The organism is Halostagnicola sp. A56 (assembly GCF_000691505.1).
GTDB lineage: Archaea > Halobacteriota > Halobacteria > Halobacteriales > Natrialbaceae > Halostagnicola.
Map to the genome: position 1 here is coordinate 1 of NZ_JMIP02000011.1, position 17007 is coordinate 17007.

The following is a 17007-nucleotide window of genomic DNA, read 5'->3' on the forward strand; positions in this document are numbered from 1 at the left end:
ACCACAGTGACCGGTTCTGGTGAATCGCCAGACAGCGTTAGACTGAGTGGTTTCAGTGGCCTATGGCGGAGCCCAATCATACCCATCACGGTTACCTTCAGATACTGACCGAATTGTCCCAGACTACCGTCTGGAGCCGACGGATCTGGTCCGTGGAAGTCAACCTGCCTACTGATTCACCAGAGCCCGACCGGTTCAACTGGTACGCTGATCAGCGATCAGTAAAAATTTATAACGAGCGTACATTTCATGTTACTATCCGATGACGAAGGCGATACCAGCCCTCCTCGTGGCATTTCTTATCGTCTCCCTTCCGGCGATGGCCGTCTCTGCGTCGGCGCCAACACCCTCTGGAGGGCAGGTCCAAGAGAGCGACAAGCCAGTGGCTGTCCAATCGATCGAACCTGTCACAGTCCAAGAGACGACGAACCGACTTACACTGACGAACCCAACTCGAAACGAAACCATTGCGTACGGGCAAGACCTCGGCACTCGACTCGCTCTCAGTGATGACGACCTCCGGAACGAGTACGAGTGGGAGATTCTCTTCGACGAGAAATTCGAAGCTGTGAGCGATCGGGAACGTGACGAGATCATCAACACATCTATCGAGAACGTTCGCGACCGAACGGACGAACTCGAGCAACGAGAGCGCGAGGCGGTACGTGCCCACGCCGCGGGAGAGATGTCGACAGAGCGGCTGTTGCAAACGCTCGTTCGGAACTACAACGACGCGAGCGCGCTCGAGCAGCGGGTTGATGAAATACTCGAACGGTCGGACGAAATCATCGGTTACAGTCTCCATTTCGATGTCGAACACGATCTTCGATCCGATCAGGAGCGGTTGGTGGTCCAGCAGGGGACCGTCCGGGCGTTAGCAGCGGCGGCCCAGCAGGGATCCATAGACGAACCCGAAATCGAGGTCCAAACCTCGGATTCGGGATACCGCCTCCAGACGATGGTCGACGATACGTACATCGTCGAGACGACCCGATTCGACAATCGGAATATCGACGATGTCAGCAAGTACGAGGACCAGGGAGAGGCCGTCGATCGGTTCGAGGAACTGTACCCGTGGGCAGTCGAAGACGGAACGGAGAGCTTCAGCAACGACAACGGGGACCCATGGAACCTGTATCGGGTGGAGATCCCACACAGTCAGGGGGTTCTCACCTCGTTCCTCGATAGTAACTTCGGCGAAGTCTTCCACGAAGTTCAGGAACTGAACGTCGAAAAGCTGCCAGTCTCCGAAACGACGACGGAGACGGCCAACGGCCTCGAGGTGACACAAAACGAGACTCCTCCAACTGGCCCGGCCAAAGTACTGGTAAACAGAACTGACCAGAACGAACCTATCGAAGGGGCCACCGTCTCTATCGACGGGACCCAAATCGGAGAAACCAGTAGTGATGGATCACTCTGGTACCTCCCCCCGAGTAACGAATACGAGATTGAGGTCAAATCGGATACTGGAAATGTCTCGGTGACAATTTCGTAGCACCACGGGAGTTCATCGTTGAATAGATCCGTCCGTACGGAGGCCATGGCCAATTTCTCGTCACTGAACTGAGCACGGTCAGCTGTTGACCGAAACGCTTCTCGAGCATTTGTGGCATCTCGCTCAGTATATCAAACGACTCTCGGTAGGACTTCTCCAACCCGAAGACAGTGAACCGCTCGGGGTCAAGTGGTTCGAGAATCGAAGATTCGCCATCACGAAAATCTTCGGTTTCCGTACGACCCCGAGGCACTCGCCTTGCGTATCTGTAGAGCGATACAACAACGTAGTCGACGAAGTCACCGAACGGGCGCGTTCGGATTTTCCACTTCAACCTAGCGCAGTTGTTCTACAACATCTGGGTCGTCGTGAACCTGAAACTTCGTGACCGGTACGGGCTCGCCGAGCGGCGGCCTGTCACCGCGGACGACGTGCTTCACGCGATCCATGACGAAGCTTGGACTACCTGACCGGATAGTTACACAGTCTAATGTAGATTCACGACGAAAGAAGGGAAACCGCAGGATCCGAGCGGCCCGGGTTTATTTCGATGATTCTCATGCAATTATCGAGCCCAATTCGGAGGGACTGCTAGAATCGTCGCTGGTACCCTTAGTGACTCAGTCGTTGATCGAACCCAGTCGTGGTCGCTCTTGCGGTGTCGGTCTGTACTGGCAACCGAGAGTGTTGAATCGGCCGCAAACAACGGACTTCGACGGGAATCGAAACCTGGGATCGATACGAACCGTCCACAGCAGGCCTCGTCGTTTTTATGACTGGGGGACTTCTCGAGAGATATGGCATCCGAGAGTTTCAGCGAGAGCGCCACGTATCGTGAACACAGACGAATCTCAAGCCGAAAAACGGCACTCGGGCTAGTCTCGAGTGTAGCGAGCACCGATTCTGATCAGGAGATTTTTTCTCGGTATTGCTATCTTTCGGAACGTTCATGGCCAATGAACCAAAATTTCGTGCATGAATCATACGCAAACGCCCAGTAATTCGGGACGGCAATTCACACTTCGGCAGTATATGCCATCAGACGCTGAACGAGTCTGGGACGTACACAAACAAACGATACAAGCCTCACCCCTAGAGTTCGTTTCAGACCCGACGTTCGATAGCGACTTGCGGAACGTAGGGAACTTCTACCTCGAGACGGGTGGGCAGTTCCTCGTCGGTTGTCTCGACGGAGAGACGATCGCGACCGGTGGCGTAAAACCCCTCGACGAGCAGACTGTCGAACTCCAGCGGTTGCGTGTGCTTCCCGAGTACCAACAGAACGGCTACGGAACGGAACTGCTTGACCGACTCGAGACGTTCGCAGAGAAACAATCCTTCGAGCGCATCCGACTACACACCGACGACGTACTGGTCGTCGCACAGCGAATCTACGAACGCCGCGGATACGAACGGACCCATCGGGAGCCCCACCCGACGATCGATGGCGAGGTCATTTTTTACGAGAAGGAAATCTAAGTGGCGCTTTGAACGCGCGGACTCCGCTATGATGTGACTGGTCGACTCGAGGGCGTGGGCCCGAAAATCCCCAGACACTGACAATCGAAGGCGGCTATCGTTGGTCTGGTAAATTCGACAGCAGCAGAGACTCCGATCCAGTCAGTGTCATAGACGCCGATGAATCGACGTACTGCATCGGGTTCTAGTGTCTTGCAGTCTTCCTGGGACTGCCCAACCGACTCGTCACTAACGGATTCCTCAAAGTTCTAGTTACAATCGTTCCAGACGGGCACCCCACAGCAACGTGATTTCTCACGGTAAGTCACCGACGTCTAGTGATTCACCAGAGCCAGTGCACAGTAAAATATCTCTACAGGCGGAGCAGGCCGGTTTCGTGAGTACATCCGGAAATCCTCGGTTCTCAGGTCACAAGGGATCGTGTCTCTCGAACCACTTGCTCTCTGGGTGATTCACAATCGTTGGGTGGTTGGTCCGATTACAAACCGGGCTTTTGCCACCGCACAAAAACGCCTGTCAACTGCTCCGCTGCGTGTTTATTGGCCCCTTTCGGGTGAGGGGCGTTCTGAGAAGCGCGATCCACGACGTCCCTCGAGGAACTCATGGCAACGAGAGATATCTACACGACGACGGTTGACGAAGAAGTCCAAGATGAAACGAAGTCGAACCACTGTCCCGAATGTGATGGGCGGGTTACCACCAATACGGTCGAAACTATCTGTAAGAAGTGTGGCCTCATTGTCGACGAGCAGCAACTCGATCGTGGACCGGAATGGCGAGCGTGTGACCGAGACGAACGAAAGCGAACAGGCGCTACACTGACGGCCGCCCGCCACGATCGGGGGCTCTCCACCGAGATTGGGCGTGGAACCGATGCAAACGGGAATACGCTTGCTGGACGGAAGCGACGACAGTTGGGGCGGTTGCGACGGGAGCACTCTCGAGGGCGGTTTCGGTCGAAAGCAGAGCGCAACCTCGCACAGGGGCTCGGTGAAGTCCGTCGGATTGCAGGCGTGCTCGAGTTATCTGAATCGATTCGTGACCAGGCGTGTCAGCTCTTCCGTAGTGCCCAGAACGAGGACCTTCTTCCGGGTCGATCGATCGAAGCGATGGCCGCAGCCAGTGTCTACGGTGCCTGTCGGTGTAACGACCTTTCGCGTACGCTCGAGAACGTTACCGAACTGGCACGCGTTGAGCACTCTCGAGTGAGAAACGCGTACAAGACGATGAACGCAGAACTCGGGCTACCAGCTAAGCCTGTCGTTCCCAGTGAGTTCGTCCCTCGGCTTGCCTCGGAGCTCGAGGTTCCGGTTCAGATCCGGCACCGAGCCAGAGAGTTAGCTGAACGGGCGGACTCAGCAGGTATTGAAGTGCTGGTTGCTCAAAGCCGGGCCACTCACGTTCGAATCGGGTCTCGTCAACGGTCACGACGATTGTTTCGGGATCCGTCGATGCTGGAAACGTCGCATCCTCGTCAGACTCGTTACTGTCTGAAAGTACATATTCTTTCTCGAAAAGGACATTCTCATCCTTGTTTGTAATCGTGACTGTAACATCATGAGTCTCATTACGGTCACCGAGATACATCTTCACCCAATGGGGATTGGATTTTTCCTTGCTTGAATTTGAGGAGCCGCTTAGGGCAGTACAACCGCTGATGGCTGGAAGTACCGCACATGTCCCAGCAAGGAGTGTACGTCGACTAACAGAGGGCATCACTTTCGAAATTTCGACTTCATTCCCACTTCATGCTTACTATTGTCACTATATAGATATTCGTAGAACTAGTGAATATTAATATCTTCCTGCACCTTCAGACGGAAGAATCCCGAGCAGTGGACGTTTCACGTTTTCAACAGTACTCCGCCACTTCGAAGGAACCCGTTTGACTTAGTCGTCGTGGTCGGTAGCTAACCAGCGGTCCCAAACCGCCCGTACTCCTCAGCGTTATTGACTCCTATCTGTTGTTTTTGCCAGCAAGGATTGCTGTCGCTTCAATGGACGCGGCGGTATCGTAGGCTTGCTCGACCAATGGGCACGAGACGAACCGTCGGTGATCTGCGTTTACCACGTCGGCGGTTCGGATACTGTCTCATTGTATTGGGGTAGACCGCCTCCGAAGGACGTCTAGAATCCATCCCGACCTAACCTTACACTATCTTCGTGGTATCGCCTCTTGGATGTATTGACTGGGAAGCTAAAACTGGAGACGGAACGTGGTTAGTTGCTGAGTTGTCGGATTCATCCCACGACTAAAGCCGCAGGTACTCGCCTGAATTCCTATAACTTCTCGGGGCGTGCGATCCGCGCGTATCCGGCGGTCGGTGTATCTTCGGAACGTCTATCCACTCTGTTTAGGTTTTGTCCGGCTAGTCGGCCCTGCATTATAGCGTTAATATGTTATTGTTACCCAACATAGACACATTATAATGATTTAATATTAGCTCTTCAAAAATCAATAGGCAGTATGGTAAGAAAACCCGATTCCGAACACGAGCACGGACGCATAGTGAACCGACGAACCACTCTCAAGTCACTCGGTGTTGCGAGTGCAGCTCTCAGTGGAACCAGCATCCTCGGTTCAGTTTCGGCAACGAGTTCCAATGAGAAGTTCATCGAGATTCAACGGACCGCCAACAAGATTCGTGAAAAACGAGGGCGTCAGGCAATGTTGAAGTTTCTCGAAAATCAGGGCATTGAGTACGCCACCGTTCAGAACCCGATGGTGGTTGAACGTGATGATCAAATTTCCACGAACGATTTCGATAACGTCGATGGCTCGCCCACCGATTGTGACATCTGCTTGGATTTTACGCTGTACACCAATACCTACAACACGATTTATACTATCGACATGGAGTGGACGTATGACCTCGAAGCTGGTGACTACGGGCAAAGTCCCAACGATGGAGCTGCATTGTACTACACCGATAATGGGTGGGACTACTACTCGCGTTCACTGAACGAAAGTACGTACACCAGCCAATACGTCTCGACGGAAGACGACAACAACAACGACGGCGTCGCCTACTCCGTAGATGATGTTGCGGCAAGTGACGGCGACAATCTCTACTGCGGATTGAATATCGAACCGATCGGCGACTACAGTTACGAGGAGCGCGAGGTCTTCGGTCAGTACATGCATACGTGGACGGACGTGGAAGTCAGTTCGTCGTTTGGCGTCTCGTTCCCCGCCGGTATCTCTGTAAGCTATTCGGTCGATACTAGCGTCGGTGAGGAGACAACGGGTACCGAAGGGGACGGTGACACAATGATGACCCTTGACCAGTCCCAAGCGACTCTCGACTGATAGAGCGCACTCTCATCACTGTCTAGATAAGGGCTTGAGAAACAAGCAGGTGGTGACGGGAAGGTCCATGCGACTCGTCAACCTGTTTAAAGAGACGTTAGAAGTGCTCTGTTGAATAGATGCCGAGTCATGGTTACAACGGTTCACACAGCGACTTTATGTTGATGAGAGTGGACATCAGGACGATTTTACGGAACTGTCGAAGCAGCATAGTTTCCATAACCTATGAGAATATGTTATGGGGCTGCGGAACCTGCGGAAATAGTGGTGTGTCCTCCGGAACCTCCGGAAACGGTGGTGTCCCCCAAGTAGCAGAATTGAGTCTAGTGGGTGCAAATAGCGAAGAAGAAGTCGGAGAATCACTTTCCATTGTCTCCGAGACTCTGCGAGAACTCGGTATCGAAGTCACTGAGACACCTCCCATCGAAATTCAAAACATCGTCGCAAGCGTCGACTTCGGCACCCAATTTAATCTCAACGCGATCGCCATCGGACTTGGTCTCGAAGACGTCGAGTATGAACCAGAGCAGTTTCCCGGATTAGTGTACCGTCTTGAGGATCCATCGGCGGTCGCACTCCTGTTTGGCAGTGGAAGAGCTGTTATCACTGGTGCGAAGACCACCGATGCAGTAGCCCACACAACGAACGCTGTTGAAACAAGACTCACGGACCTCGGTTTGTTCCAGTAACTACGACCCGCCATTCACTTGCTCTCGAGGGCACCGTCTACTCGTATGGCCTGAGGCACTTCTCGCTTCACTACTCGCATCTACGGGTGGGGCTTGTTTGTGGACTCCCAGTCTGCTGATCCGGATGGGATCGGATAGGTGCGTCCCGTTCTTGGTTGACGTTCCAGCTGCAGGGTGAGTTGACTATTACCACCTTCGAGGTACATTTGCCTTCAGGTACAGTTAGACAGTGAGCATGTGTACTACTCAGTTATCGTTCAGTTCAACAAACGAGCCGTTCCCACAGCAGCAAACTGATCTATTTCCTGCTCGCGTTAGCTTTCCACCAGGAAGCCGGAGCGCAGGATAGATCGCCCCACACTGTGCGCATCGTATGGCAACCTCCTCTGTGCGACTCTGCTCAGTCATCGTAGATGGAATGAGCAACATCAAATAGGTGTATAGAAGTACTGGTGATCCATGATTTCTGATTTGGTGAACCCTCTCGAGAGCAAGCATTGGGGAATTCCCCTCGACAGCCTGTAGAGAGGACAAGGACTGAATCTCGACAGTCAACAGTCCGATTTGGTCCGAACTGAGATGTTTGTCACCCCTGAGGGGTGAGGGGCGTTCGTCAAATTGCGCGTCCCTCGTCGAGAACAATGACTTCGAGCAACAGCTCAGTGGTATCCTTCGATGAGTCGGATACCAGACGGGACGAGATGCATAGCACGATGGAAGCCTGGGCCGAAGACCTTGTCGAGGAAATCGACGAGGCGATCTCGAGCGATCGGTTCCAGGAGTGGCTCGACGTCCAGAGCCAGTTCCACGACTACTCCTATCGCAACACACTCCTGATCACCCGCCAGTGTCCTGAGGCGACTCGAGTAGCGGGCTATCGAACATGGCAGACGGAGTTCGACCGGCACGTGAAAGAGGGCGAAACGGCGATCTGGATCTGGGCACCGATCATCGCCAAGCAATGTCCCGAGTGTGAGAACTCGCCGTCGTACCACGAGCGAAGTGAGTGTGACTACGACGAGACGCCATCCGAAACGTGGTCGAAAGGCCTGGTCGGCTTTCGGCCCGCACCAGTATTCGACATTTCCCAAACCGAAGGAGAACCACTCCCCAAACTCGAGACCGACGCAACTGGGGATGCCGACGAACTGGTGCCAGCGCTGCTCGAGGGATCGAAAGCGCTTGATGTCGATGTCGAGGTGATTTCCAAACCAGCGTGGACGCACGGCGACGCTGAGGGTATCTGTCAGTATCGATCTTCTGCAGAACAGCCACTCGTCGAAGTACAGGATCGCGAAAATAGCGCAGCTCTCGCTGTCACACTCGTTCACGAGTACGCTCACGCACTCTTACACGGTGGCGTCGACGACGAGACCGAACGGTCGAAACGCGAACTCGAGGCCGAAGCTGTTGGCTACATCGTCGGGCGGTACTTCGGACTCGATACGAGTGGTTCAGCGTTCTACCTCGCTGCGTGGGAAGGCGACAAGCCAGAAGCGATTCTCGACCGTCTTGAGCGGATTAGTTCGACAGCGGGGGAAATCATCGACGCCGTCGACGAGGTGGGTACAGATGAGTGAGCGACAACTGCTCCTCGAGATCGTCGATGCGCTCTAGGAGCAGGGGCTCAGCCAAGACGAGTATCAACTTCACCAGTGGGTCAACTTTGAAGCGCTGGAACGACTCATCGACTCAGCAAATGTCGATCTCGAAGTCCAGTTCGCGGTAGCTGAGTTCCATGTCCTCGTTATGCAGTCCGAGGTGCAGGTAGTCTCGAGGTCGGAAGAGGAATCCAATCCTAGGGATTAAGACGAGGAGAGTTACTGAACGCGACAATAGATCACAGCACAGCTTGTTTCCGCGTTAGTTCTCGGGGATCGTTACTCGGAGTTCGTCATTAACCTCGTAGAGATAGCCGCGATCGATCAATCGGGAGACTGCATGCGTTGCATCCCCCGTTTCGAGATCGAGCTCTTCAGAACTCCGAAGCTCCTCGAGGGCCTGCGAATCTACATCACGGGCATGCCGCCCACGAAATCGTCAGCTTCGTCGGCTACGGCCTCGCCATGCTGTTCGGCGCGGTTGGGCTACCCATGACCGACGCAGCTACGAATCCCGGCACCTATCAGGCGGTGAGCGTCTTCGGTGCGAACGCCGAAACCCTGCACTGGCTCACTTGGTGGAGCCACTCGCTGCTCGCGCTCGGCTTTATCGCGTGGATTCCCTCCGCCAAACCCTTCCACATGCTCTCGTCGTTCGCCAACGTCATCACGCGCGACGAGAAGGCTGGCGCCCGCCTTCCGGGCGTCCCGTCGGATCTCGACGCGACTAACGCCGAAGACATCGACGACTTCACCTGGAAAGACATTCTCGACCAGGACGCCTGCACCAAGTGCGGCCGCTGTTCGTCGGTTTGCCCTGCGAACGCCTCCGGTCGCCCGCTCGACCCCCGAAACGTCATCCTCGACCTCAAATCCTACCGCGAGGAGCTCGCGGGCGGTGACGAGGAGAAGCCACCCCAGACTCGAGTGCGACGGGCGAGTCGAAACCCGCGATCGTCGCTTACGGCTCGAAATACGAGAACGGCGGTCTGAATCCTCAACCGTCGTCTTCGGACATCACTCGATCTGGGATCGTCGTCTGCTCGGGCGTGTCGGTCGGTTCCGAGACGGATCGTAAGGTGAAATGAACGGGAGCGTGTACGGGAACGACTCGCCGCTCGTCGCGAGCGCTCGGTACTGACCCATCGCCTCGAACAGGATGAGAATGAGCGGGCTGAGTTCGAGTGTGGAGAAAATCGTCCCGAGCGGGAGCCACATATCCGGCTGGCCGACCCACCAGTAGCCTCGACGATTCGGATGCCGAACACCTCCTCGACCCCGAAGAACGCGTGTCGCTCGACGTAGTAGTGGGCGAGAAGACCGCCCAACAACACCTGCAGCGTGAATAAAACGCCCGCGATCGGAATGAACCGAGTGGCCGCTCGCTGGCTCGGCGTCAGACTGATCTCGTCCGGCGGCGGGATCTCGATGCCCGTTATCTCCGGTTCGGGCAGTTCGACCGACTTGTAGAGGAAGACGCCGACACCGACGGCACCGACGAGCAACACCATGCTGATGACGCTCCAGATCATCGTCGCGCCGGTCGGCGTGTTGCCCGCGTCGGATTGTCGAAATCGGCTCCTGAAGGCTCGAACGAAGCGGACCCGGATACAGCGACCAGTTACTGACGGCGAAACCGAAACGGTCCGAATCGGGTCACCGCGGCCGACCACACTGGGGACAAAATGGCGGACCGCCGCCCGGGATCGACACGCCACAGTTCGGACACGAATCGTCATCAGTACTCTCGATCTTCGTGACGACGTCCGCGGTATCCGCTCGGATCGAGCGCACCGTTCCGACGCCGCGACGATCGTGCTCACCCTGTCGATCAGCGAGTACGTCGGTATCGGTTACGTCATCGGCGTCGAGTACGTCATTCTCGTCAAGTACGTCGTCGGCGTCGAGTACGCCTCCCAACCGAACGAAACGTTTGTTCTCCTCGGGATCTGCGTACGCTCTCCGGTCGCACTCGGCAAGAGAGATGCTCAGTTCGTCGGCGACGGCGCTGTACACGTCGAGCTTCTGGGTATCCCCACCGAGTGTTGGCTGGCGAACGATTGGATACCGTTCGTTTGCGTACTCGAAGAGGTGGTGGCGGATCGTTTCGGATTCGATCGACGAATGCACCTCAAATTCACACAAGTCCATGAGGAGTTCACCTAGCCCTTGGATAATCTTGTACTCCGTATTGTCGATCGTGAGTTCGTTGATTGCCGCCTCGGGGTTGCCCTTGGGCTCGCCCAGCTGGCCCCGAACAGCTCGATGAGCTCTCGGGCAATCTACCGGTAGCGTTTCGCAGTGGTATCGATGACAGGGGAACGACTTCCCCGCCGGTTGTTCGTGAGCGAGCGAGAGCAGCTGTCAGCACTGGAACTTACCCCTGACGCCGTCGTTGGGAAACGTACCGTTCCTTCGGTGTTCGCGGCGACGCTCTCGTACAGTCGTGCGGGCTATCGATCCTCTGTTGGGCGGAGTATCCGACCAAGACGCTGGGCGTACTAGCGTTTCGAGGCACTTCCGGAGCGGATAATTCCCACGTTGGCCGTGGGGACATCGATTCCTTCGTCGAGGACCTGTAATGTCACGAGCATCGAGTACTCACCAGTCCAAGCGCTCGAGAAGGTCGGTTCGTTCGTCAGTCGGTGTCTGGTGGGTGAGGTATTGTGTATCTCAGTTGAAAGAGTGCTGTGGCCTGGATGCGTGACGATGCCAGTCCGATTACGTTGATCGGCTCCGACGGATCGCGGTCGTCTTACTCCACGAGGTCGGCGACCATTCTCGAACCGTGCTCGATCTCGTCCTGGTTGATGCCGTGCCCCATCCCCTCGTAGAGGCGCTCGGTTACGTCGCCGTTCAACTGCTCGAAGATCGTGGCTGACTCGTGGACACGCTCCTCGGGAATGTGCGGGTCGACATCACTACACCCCAGAAACACGGGCGTCCCGTCGAGATCGCCCTCGTAGTCGTCCGAATCGACGGATTTTCCGATGAGGCCGCCGCTCAGCACCGTAATCCCGCCGTACCGGCGGGGATTGCGCGCGACGTACTCGCTGGCCAGACACGCACCCTGGGAGAATCCCAGGATCACGACTCGCTCGCGTGGGATCCCTGCGTCGGTCGCTTCGATCACGGCGTCGTCGATGGCCTGTAACCCGCTCGAACGACCGGGTTCGTTCGACTCGACTGGCGCGGTAAACGCGTTCGGGTACCACGTGTTCCGGGCCGCCTTGGGCGTGAGGTATGTGACATCGTGTTGATGAAAATCGTGGGCCATCTGGACGATGCTCTGAGCGGTCGCACCGCGTCCGTGAACGAGGACGAGCGCAACTTCGGCGGCGTCGAGGGGCGCACCCGCCGTCACGAGGTTTGTTCTGGTCGCGGGTATCGGTGAGTTCAGCAACTGGAATCGAGACCTGGTTGAGCAGTCGCCAGAGTGTATCAACTTGGTCACAGAGTGTCTTCGAATGAAAGACGATCGCTCCCGCCAGTGCGGGAGCATCGTCACCCAACGTTGGCGTCAATTCGTGTGCCACAGTCGGTCAAATATGGGAACAGACGTGTATGAATTCATTAGCCGGATGTCCAAGACTAGCTATAGGACATTAAACAGAAAGCAGATGGATAATTAGGTAAAGTCGATCAATTCTCTCTCCAGTAGTCGAAGTACGTTGGTTAGTGGACGAGAATTACTGGGACCGGTGACCGTTTAGACACGGTTTCAGCTACGTTTCCAACGAGAAACCGGCGCGTTGCGCGACTCCAATCTGCACCGTGTGCCCCGAGTACAATCGTGTCGTAATCCTCGGCTCGGTCGAGAATATTTCGGGCAGGGTGACCGATACCGACGATTGTATTGATCTCTCGACCATGCTCGTCAGCAACTTCACGAGCACGCTCGAAAACGGGTTCAGCGCGTTCGGCAGCAGCTTCACTGATGTCGTCTTCGAGAGTGAGACCAACCGCCTCCCCCATCATCATTGACGGGACGCCGACAACGTGTAAGACAGTGATATCAGCTTCGGGATGGTTCTCAAGGGCATACGCAAGGGCGTGGCTAGCGTGCTCGGAGTCATCCATCGGAACGAGAATTCGTGAGAGCATATCTCAAAAGATGTCATCCGGCTACCTAAGTCCCAGTCTCAGGCGATTCCCGGAATGAGGATGAAAAACCCGTATGCGAGGACCGTAGACACGGACGGACCGATAATCCACATCGAGATGTATTTCATTATCGCCCGAGGATTGAACAGATCACCCGCCTTGAGCACCTCTTCTGGTTCCTCTTCACCGATTGGCGCGGCTGGTTTCCCTTCCATCTCTTCGGCGGTGATTGCACCGGGGACGATCTCGGGTTCGCCCGTGTCCCGAGTAACGGCCTCACGAAAAGTAATCGGGCGAGTTGCACGACCCCACCCGATCCCGACGATTGTCATCACCGTCGCCATCACGAGACTGATTGGAATCCCGATCCACGAGAGAAGCGTTGTAATCGTCGATGCTGTGACCATGACGAAGAGGGCTGCGAGCAGCGGGATGTCACTCAGTTCGCCCCCGACAGATTCCATCGTCCGGCGGGCAATGGTGAATCCACCGAATCCAATCGCAAGCGTAGCGATGATAATCGCCGTATCGTCAGGGAGTCCGCCTACGCCACCGACCAGTGGTGCGGCAGCATTCGGGACATTACTTGCCCCGGCGCTGAACGCCATGTAACAGCCGATAACGAGCACAACTACTGTGGTACCGAGTTCTGCCCACGTCGTATTTGGGCCGAACGTGGGCTTTGGAATCGTTCCGTCTCCGCCAAGGGTCAGTAATGGGCCATTTGATTTCTCAATCTGTACCCGTCGGTTGATTTCTGGGTAGATATATCGTCCAATAATGCCGCCAATCCAGAACCCAATAATTGGCGTGACGATCCACCATGAGACGATCTCGGCAATGGTCGCGTAGTTGAGTGTGTCTGTCGCCAGTCCGAGACCGGCTATCGCGCCGACGGTCGTCATCGACGTTGGAACGGGGACGCCGAAGATATTGGCGATGAGGATGCCCAGTCCAATGAAGAAGAGGACGGCGACGCCAGCCGTCAGCGTGAGATCAATCGTGATGATACCTTCGCTCAGCGTGTCCATCACGTTCCGTCCGACAGTCCACCCGCCGAGAAAGACGAAAAACGTCATGAGCGCTGCTGCCGTCGTCTTTTTGACGATACCCGCACCGACGGGTGGCCCCCACGCGATTCCGGTCGATGAGCCACCAATATTGAATCCAACAAAGATGGACGCGATAATTCCTATTGCGAGAAGGGATTCGACCATCGGTCGATAATACAGGTATAGTCGCAAAATAAGTACCGCAATAGCTGAAGATGGCACTGTCTAGTTCTGCACCTCCTCGATCGGCGTCTTTCCGTCGAGTGGTTGATGCAGTCTCTGGCGGTTGTAATAGTGTATAAATTGTTCAAATCATTCGCGTGCGCTCGACCGACTTCCCACCCACGAGTTGTGGAAGCGGTTGATGCGCATTTTGAGGATGTGAAAACCACTTTTCGATGAGGTTTCGTTCGGTATAGTTGACCCGACCACCCAACCCTAATCGAGAACAGGCAGTCCGATAGCCGAATTGATCGACAAGAAATACGGTGTCGGAGAGATCGTATTTCTCGTCGAGTCGATGCAGAAACGCAGCTGCCGGATCAGTGCCATGCCGACCAAACAACGCGACGTCGAGAATCAGCTTCGTCTCGGTGTCTATTGCAGCATATAGCCAAGACCACTCGCCATTGATCTTGACAACGGTCTCGTCAACCGCGACCCGCTTCGGCTGCGCCTCAGGCGGGTCGTGCCCGCTGTCAGCCAGCCGATGTACCTAGTCCAAACCGCTCCATTCGATCCCTCAACGCCTAATTCCGCCAATATTGAAGTTGTATCGCGAATCGAACAACCGGTTTCGTGGAGGCGGACGGCGAACGCCCTGACGGGCGTCGCCATCCGCTCGTTCTCTCAAGACTCTTCTAAATTTCGCGTCGTAACACTCGCTGAGCAGGTCTGCGAGCATTCTCGTCCAATTCATTCAACGACCTGCTCGTTCCTCAAACTGGCTCACCTAGACAGTGCCTAGAAATCCAAACGCAGAATCTGTGTGCTAGAGGGGGTTCCCAACCATGGATTCTGAATGGACCATACAATCAAATCTACTGTTTGAGTAATACCGTGGAAGAACACGCTGTAAACGAACGTATCATATTAAAAATGACCTCCATACTATATGATGGTTAGTCTAAAGGACGATGAAGCGGCGAACGCGATTCGGAGATCGCTCGACAAAATACGAGACAGAACGATGAGAATCGAAACTATATAGATATTTGATAGCACACCTCGCTTCGAGCACGCACGAGAAATCGAACGGACGGTCGATCCGTTCTTGTCGTGGCGCTCTCGAACTCGAGAACGGATTCGCGGTTACTTCGTTTCTACAACTAACAAAGCGATTTCTCGGGGCTTTACCTCGAGACACTTTCCCAGAACGTCCGCGTACGTTCCTAATCGAACTTAGACGAGCGCGTCTAGCAGCGAGCACTTCCGACATCGCTCTCGAGTCGTCGTCGATCCGCACTCGACACACTCGCGGAGGTCGGCTCCCGCCTCGTCGTCGCCGTGGTATCGCTCCGCGACGAGACCGGCGAGTTCCTCGTACCCCGAGAGAATCGAGTGGCGGGTTCCCGGATGATTCTCCTCAAGATCGTACAGGAGTTGCTGTATCTCTCCGCGATAGGCCTCGCTCGAGTGCGGGCACTCGGTGATGTGTGCGGGGAGGTTTCGTATGTGCGCGTAGAGGGCCACTTCCTTCTCGGGAACGTCACGGAGCGGCTTTGCTCGCGGGACGAACTCGGATTGGTCCTCGCGATCGGTGATCGGACCGAGACTGGCGTCGAAGTGCTTTGCGATCTGTGCGACGTCGCCCTCGAGGAAGTTCATCAGTGCCGTCTGGGCCTCGTCGTCGAGGTTGTGGCCGGTCAGCATGAGATCGGCACCGAGTTCGTCGGCGTATTTCTCGAGGAGGTCTCGTCGGAAGACGCCACAGTAGGCGCAGGCGGCCATGTTCTCGGGATCATCCTCGACGACCTCGTCCATCTCGACGCCGAACTCCTCGGCGTAGCTGACGACTTCGTGGCGGATCTCGAGGTCGTCGGCCAGCTCGACGCAGGCGTCGACGGACTTGTCGCGATAGCCCTCGATCCCTTCGTGAATCGTCAGCCCGACCAGTTCGATGCGGGGGTCCTCCGCGAACGTTTCGTGGAGGATCTGCGTGAGGACGACGCTGTCTTTCCCGCCGGAGAGGCCGATAACCCACGTTTGCGGGTCCTCGGGCGTCGCGTCGGGAGAAACGAGGTCGTCTCGGCGGACCCGTCGTCGGACGCGTTTCTCGATCGATTCGCGAAAGTGTGACTCACAGAGGTGTGCGCCCGAGTACGCGGCGTGCATGATCGACGGCTCCTCACACCGGTTACACTCCATTACGAGCGCCTAGTCGATACGGGTGTATGTCGGTTTCGTCTCCGCTGGCGCTCGCACGCTCTGCATCGAGGATGTCACATATCCGCAGCCCAGATCGCGCTCTCGAGCGAACCGAACGGAACGTCTATGCCTCGACAGTTCGATGTCGGCACGATGGTTATGTACGACCGGTCGCCCTCGAGTGGCTACCGGCTGATCGATACGTTCGAGAGCGGCTTCGGGTGGTTGGCTCATCCCGAGGAGACGGGATTGCGCGCGAGCCACGCACTTGTCGGTGACGACGGCGACGTCTGGCTGTTCGACCCGCTCGATGCGCCCGGGATCGACGAGGAGATCGACGCGCTCGGCGACGTCTCCGGAATCGCCGTCTGTTCGCGGTATCACGCTCGCGACGCGGCCGCGTTTGCACGCCGGTACGATGTCCCCGTGTCCGTCCCGTCGTGGCTGGGCCGCGTTCCGAACCAGATTCAGGCTCCGCTCGAGTATTACGACGACGAAGTGGGATCGTCGGGGTTCCTCTTCAGACGCGTTGATTCGATACCCGGTTGGTGCGAGGCGGCTCCGTATCGGGAGACCGACGGCACGTTGTACGTCCCCGACGTGCTCGGGACGGCACCGTTGTATACGACGGACTCGGAGCGACTCGGCGTCTACCTTCTGTGCCGATTACTACCGCCGCTCGAGGCGTTTACGGGACTGAAACCGAAACGGATCCTCGTCGGTCACGGAACCGGGCTCTTCGACGAACCGCCGGCGGCGCTCCAGACTGCGTTGGCGAACGCGCGACGCGGCTTTCCGCGCGCACTGCTCGAGAACGGGCCGACGCAGCTTCGGGCGCTGACCGATGCACTCGGAGAGTAAGGGAACGCCGAACGCAACAAAAGGGCGGAGTCGGCGTTCGAACGAG

General features: G+C 56.2%; 11 protein-coding genes and 6 pseudogenes. 8 read left to right on the top strand and 9 right to left on the bottom strand.

Annotated elements, in window-relative coordinates:
- Window positions 1-262 precede the first annotated feature (262 nt).
- The 7 genes and pseudogenes from EL22_RS00550 to EL22_RS00575 all read left to right on the top strand — a co-directional run.
- Window positions 263-1498, top strand: a complete 1236-nt coding sequence (locus tag EL22_RS00550; RefSeq protein ID WP_050049662.1) for a hypothetical protein — start codon at window positions 263-265, stop codon at window positions 1496-1498.
- A 1128-nt stretch (window positions 1499-2626) separates the two neighbouring features.
- On the top strand, window positions 2627-2977 hold the full coding sequence (locus EL22_RS00555) for a GNAT family N-acetyltransferase (protein WP_197075815.1): 351 nt from the start codon (window positions 2627-2629) through the stop codon (window positions 2975-2977).
- Between the two features lie 602 nt (window positions 2978-3579).
- A pseudogene (locus tag EL22_RS15750) lies at window positions 3580-4344 on the top strand (transcription initiation factor IIB family protein); the annotation flags it as partial.
- A gap of 1142 nt (window positions 4345-5486) precedes the next feature.
- Window positions 5487-6287, top strand: a complete 801-nt coding sequence (locus EL22_RS00560) for a hypothetical protein (protein WP_156184020.1) — start codon at window positions 5487-5489, stop codon at window positions 6285-6287.
- A 164-nt stretch (window positions 6288-6451) separates the two neighbouring features.
- Window positions 6452-6976, top strand: a complete 525-nt coding sequence (locus tag EL22_RS00565) for a hypothetical protein (protein ID WP_231587846.1) — start codon at window positions 6452-6454, stop codon at window positions 6974-6976.
- Between the two features lie 641 nt (window positions 6977-7617).
- Window positions 7618-8556, top strand: a complete 939-nt coding sequence (locus tag EL22_RS00570) for an ArdC-like ssDNA-binding domain-containing protein (RefSeq protein WP_050049665.1) — start codon at window positions 7618-7620, stop codon at window positions 8554-8556.
- 409 nt (window positions 8557-8965) lie between these two features.
- Window positions 8966-9492: pseudogene (locus EL22_RS00575) on the top strand (4Fe-4S binding protein); the annotation flags it as partial.
- 102 nt (window positions 9493-9594) lie between these two features.
- Here EL22_RS00575 and EL22_RS18330 read toward each other — a convergent pair.
- The 9 genes and pseudogenes from EL22_RS18330 to EL22_RS00605 form a co-directional block, all read right to left on the bottom strand.
- The gene (locus EL22_RS18330; protein WP_050049667.1) at window positions 9595-9795 is read right to left on the bottom strand and encodes a hypothetical protein; all 201 of its coding nucleotides are present in this window, start codon (window positions 9793-9795) and stop codon (window positions 9595-9597) included.
- A gap of 26 nt (window positions 9796-9821) precedes the next feature.
- Window positions 9822-10145: pseudogene (locus tag EL22_RS19240) on the bottom strand (cytochrome B); the annotation flags it as partial.
- 346 nt (window positions 10146-10491) lie between these two features.
- A pseudogene (locus EL22_RS19245) lies at window positions 10492-10948 on the bottom strand (DUF790 family protein); the annotation flags it as partial.
- A 6-nt stretch (window positions 10949-10954) separates the two neighbouring features.
- Window positions 10955-11238 (bottom strand): annotated as a pseudogene (locus tag EL22_RS19095) (helicase-related protein); the annotation flags it as partial.
- Window positions 11239-11332: 94 nt separating this feature from the next.
- The gene (locus EL22_RS00590; protein ID WP_394298902.1) at window positions 11333-11941 is read right to left on the bottom strand and encodes an alpha/beta hydrolase; all 609 of its coding nucleotides are present in this window, start codon (window positions 11939-11941) and stop codon (window positions 11333-11335) included.
- A gap of 311 nt (window positions 11942-12252) precedes the next feature.
- Window positions 12253-12681: a universal stress protein gene (locus EL22_RS15785; protein ID WP_082146628.1), complete on the bottom strand. Its 429-nt coding sequence runs from the start codon at window positions 12679-12681 to the stop codon at window positions 12253-12255.
- Between the two features lie 38 nt (window positions 12682-12719).
- Window positions 12720-13898 carry an inorganic phosphate transporter gene (locus EL22_RS00600; RefSeq protein WP_050049670.1) on the bottom strand — a complete coding sequence of 393 codons (1179 nt, stop codon included), beginning with the start codon at window positions 13896-13898 and terminating at the stop codon, window positions 12720-12722.
- Between the two features lie 60 nt (window positions 13899-13958).
- A pseudogene (locus tag EL22_RS15790) lies at window positions 13959-14637 on the bottom strand (IS6 family transposase).
- Window positions 14638-15134: 497 nt separating this feature from the next.
- On the bottom strand, window positions 15135-16100 hold the full coding sequence (locus EL22_RS00605; protein ID WP_050049671.1) for a TIGR00269 family protein: 966 nt from the start codon (window positions 16098-16100) through the stop codon (window positions 15135-15137).
- 153 nt (window positions 16101-16253) lie between these two features.
- On the opposite strand from EL22_RS00605, the gene EL22_RS00610 reads away from it, so the two are divergent.
- Window positions 16254-16961 (top strand): hypothetical protein, encoded by a 708-nt coding sequence (locus tag EL22_RS00610; RefSeq protein ID WP_050049686.1) that lies wholly within the window; start codon window positions 16254-16256, stop codon window positions 16959-16961.
- Window positions 16962-17007: the final 46 nt, after the last annotated feature.

What these genes read in the sequence shown, in the direction of transcription:
- EL22_RS00550 (WP_050049662.1), top strand. Translation starts at nt 263, where the DNA reads ATGACGAAGGCGATACCAGCCCTCCTCGTGGCATTTCTTATCGTCTCC.
- EL22_RS00565 (WP_231587846.1), top strand. Translation starts at nt 6,452, where the DNA reads ATGAGAGTGGACATCAGGACGATTTTACGGAACTGTCGAAGCAGCATA.
- EL22_RS00570 (WP_050049665.1), top strand. Translation starts at nt 7,618, where the DNA reads ATGACTTCGAGCAACAGCTCAGTGGTATCCTTCGATGAGTCGGATACC.
- EL22_RS18330 (WP_050049667.1), bottom strand. Translation starts at nt 9,795, where the DNA reads ATGTGGCTCCCGCTCGGGACGATTTTCTCCACACTCGAACTCAGCCCG.
- EL22_RS15785 (WP_082146628.1), bottom strand. Translation starts at nt 12,681, where the DNA reads ATGCTCTCACGAATTCTCGTTCCGATGGATGACTCCGAGCACGCTAGC.
- EL22_RS00600 (WP_050049670.1), bottom strand. Translation starts at nt 13,898, where the DNA reads ATGGTCGAATCCCTTCTCGCAATAGGAATTATCGCGTCCATCTTTGTT.
- EL22_RS00605 (WP_050049671.1), bottom strand. Translation starts at nt 16,100, where the DNA reads ATGGAGTGTAACCGGTGTGAGGAGCCGTCGATCATGCACGCCGCGTAC.
- EL22_RS00610 (WP_050049686.1), top strand. Translation starts at nt 16,254, where the DNA reads ATGGTTATGTACGACCGGTCGCCCTCGAGTGGCTACCGGCTGATCGAT.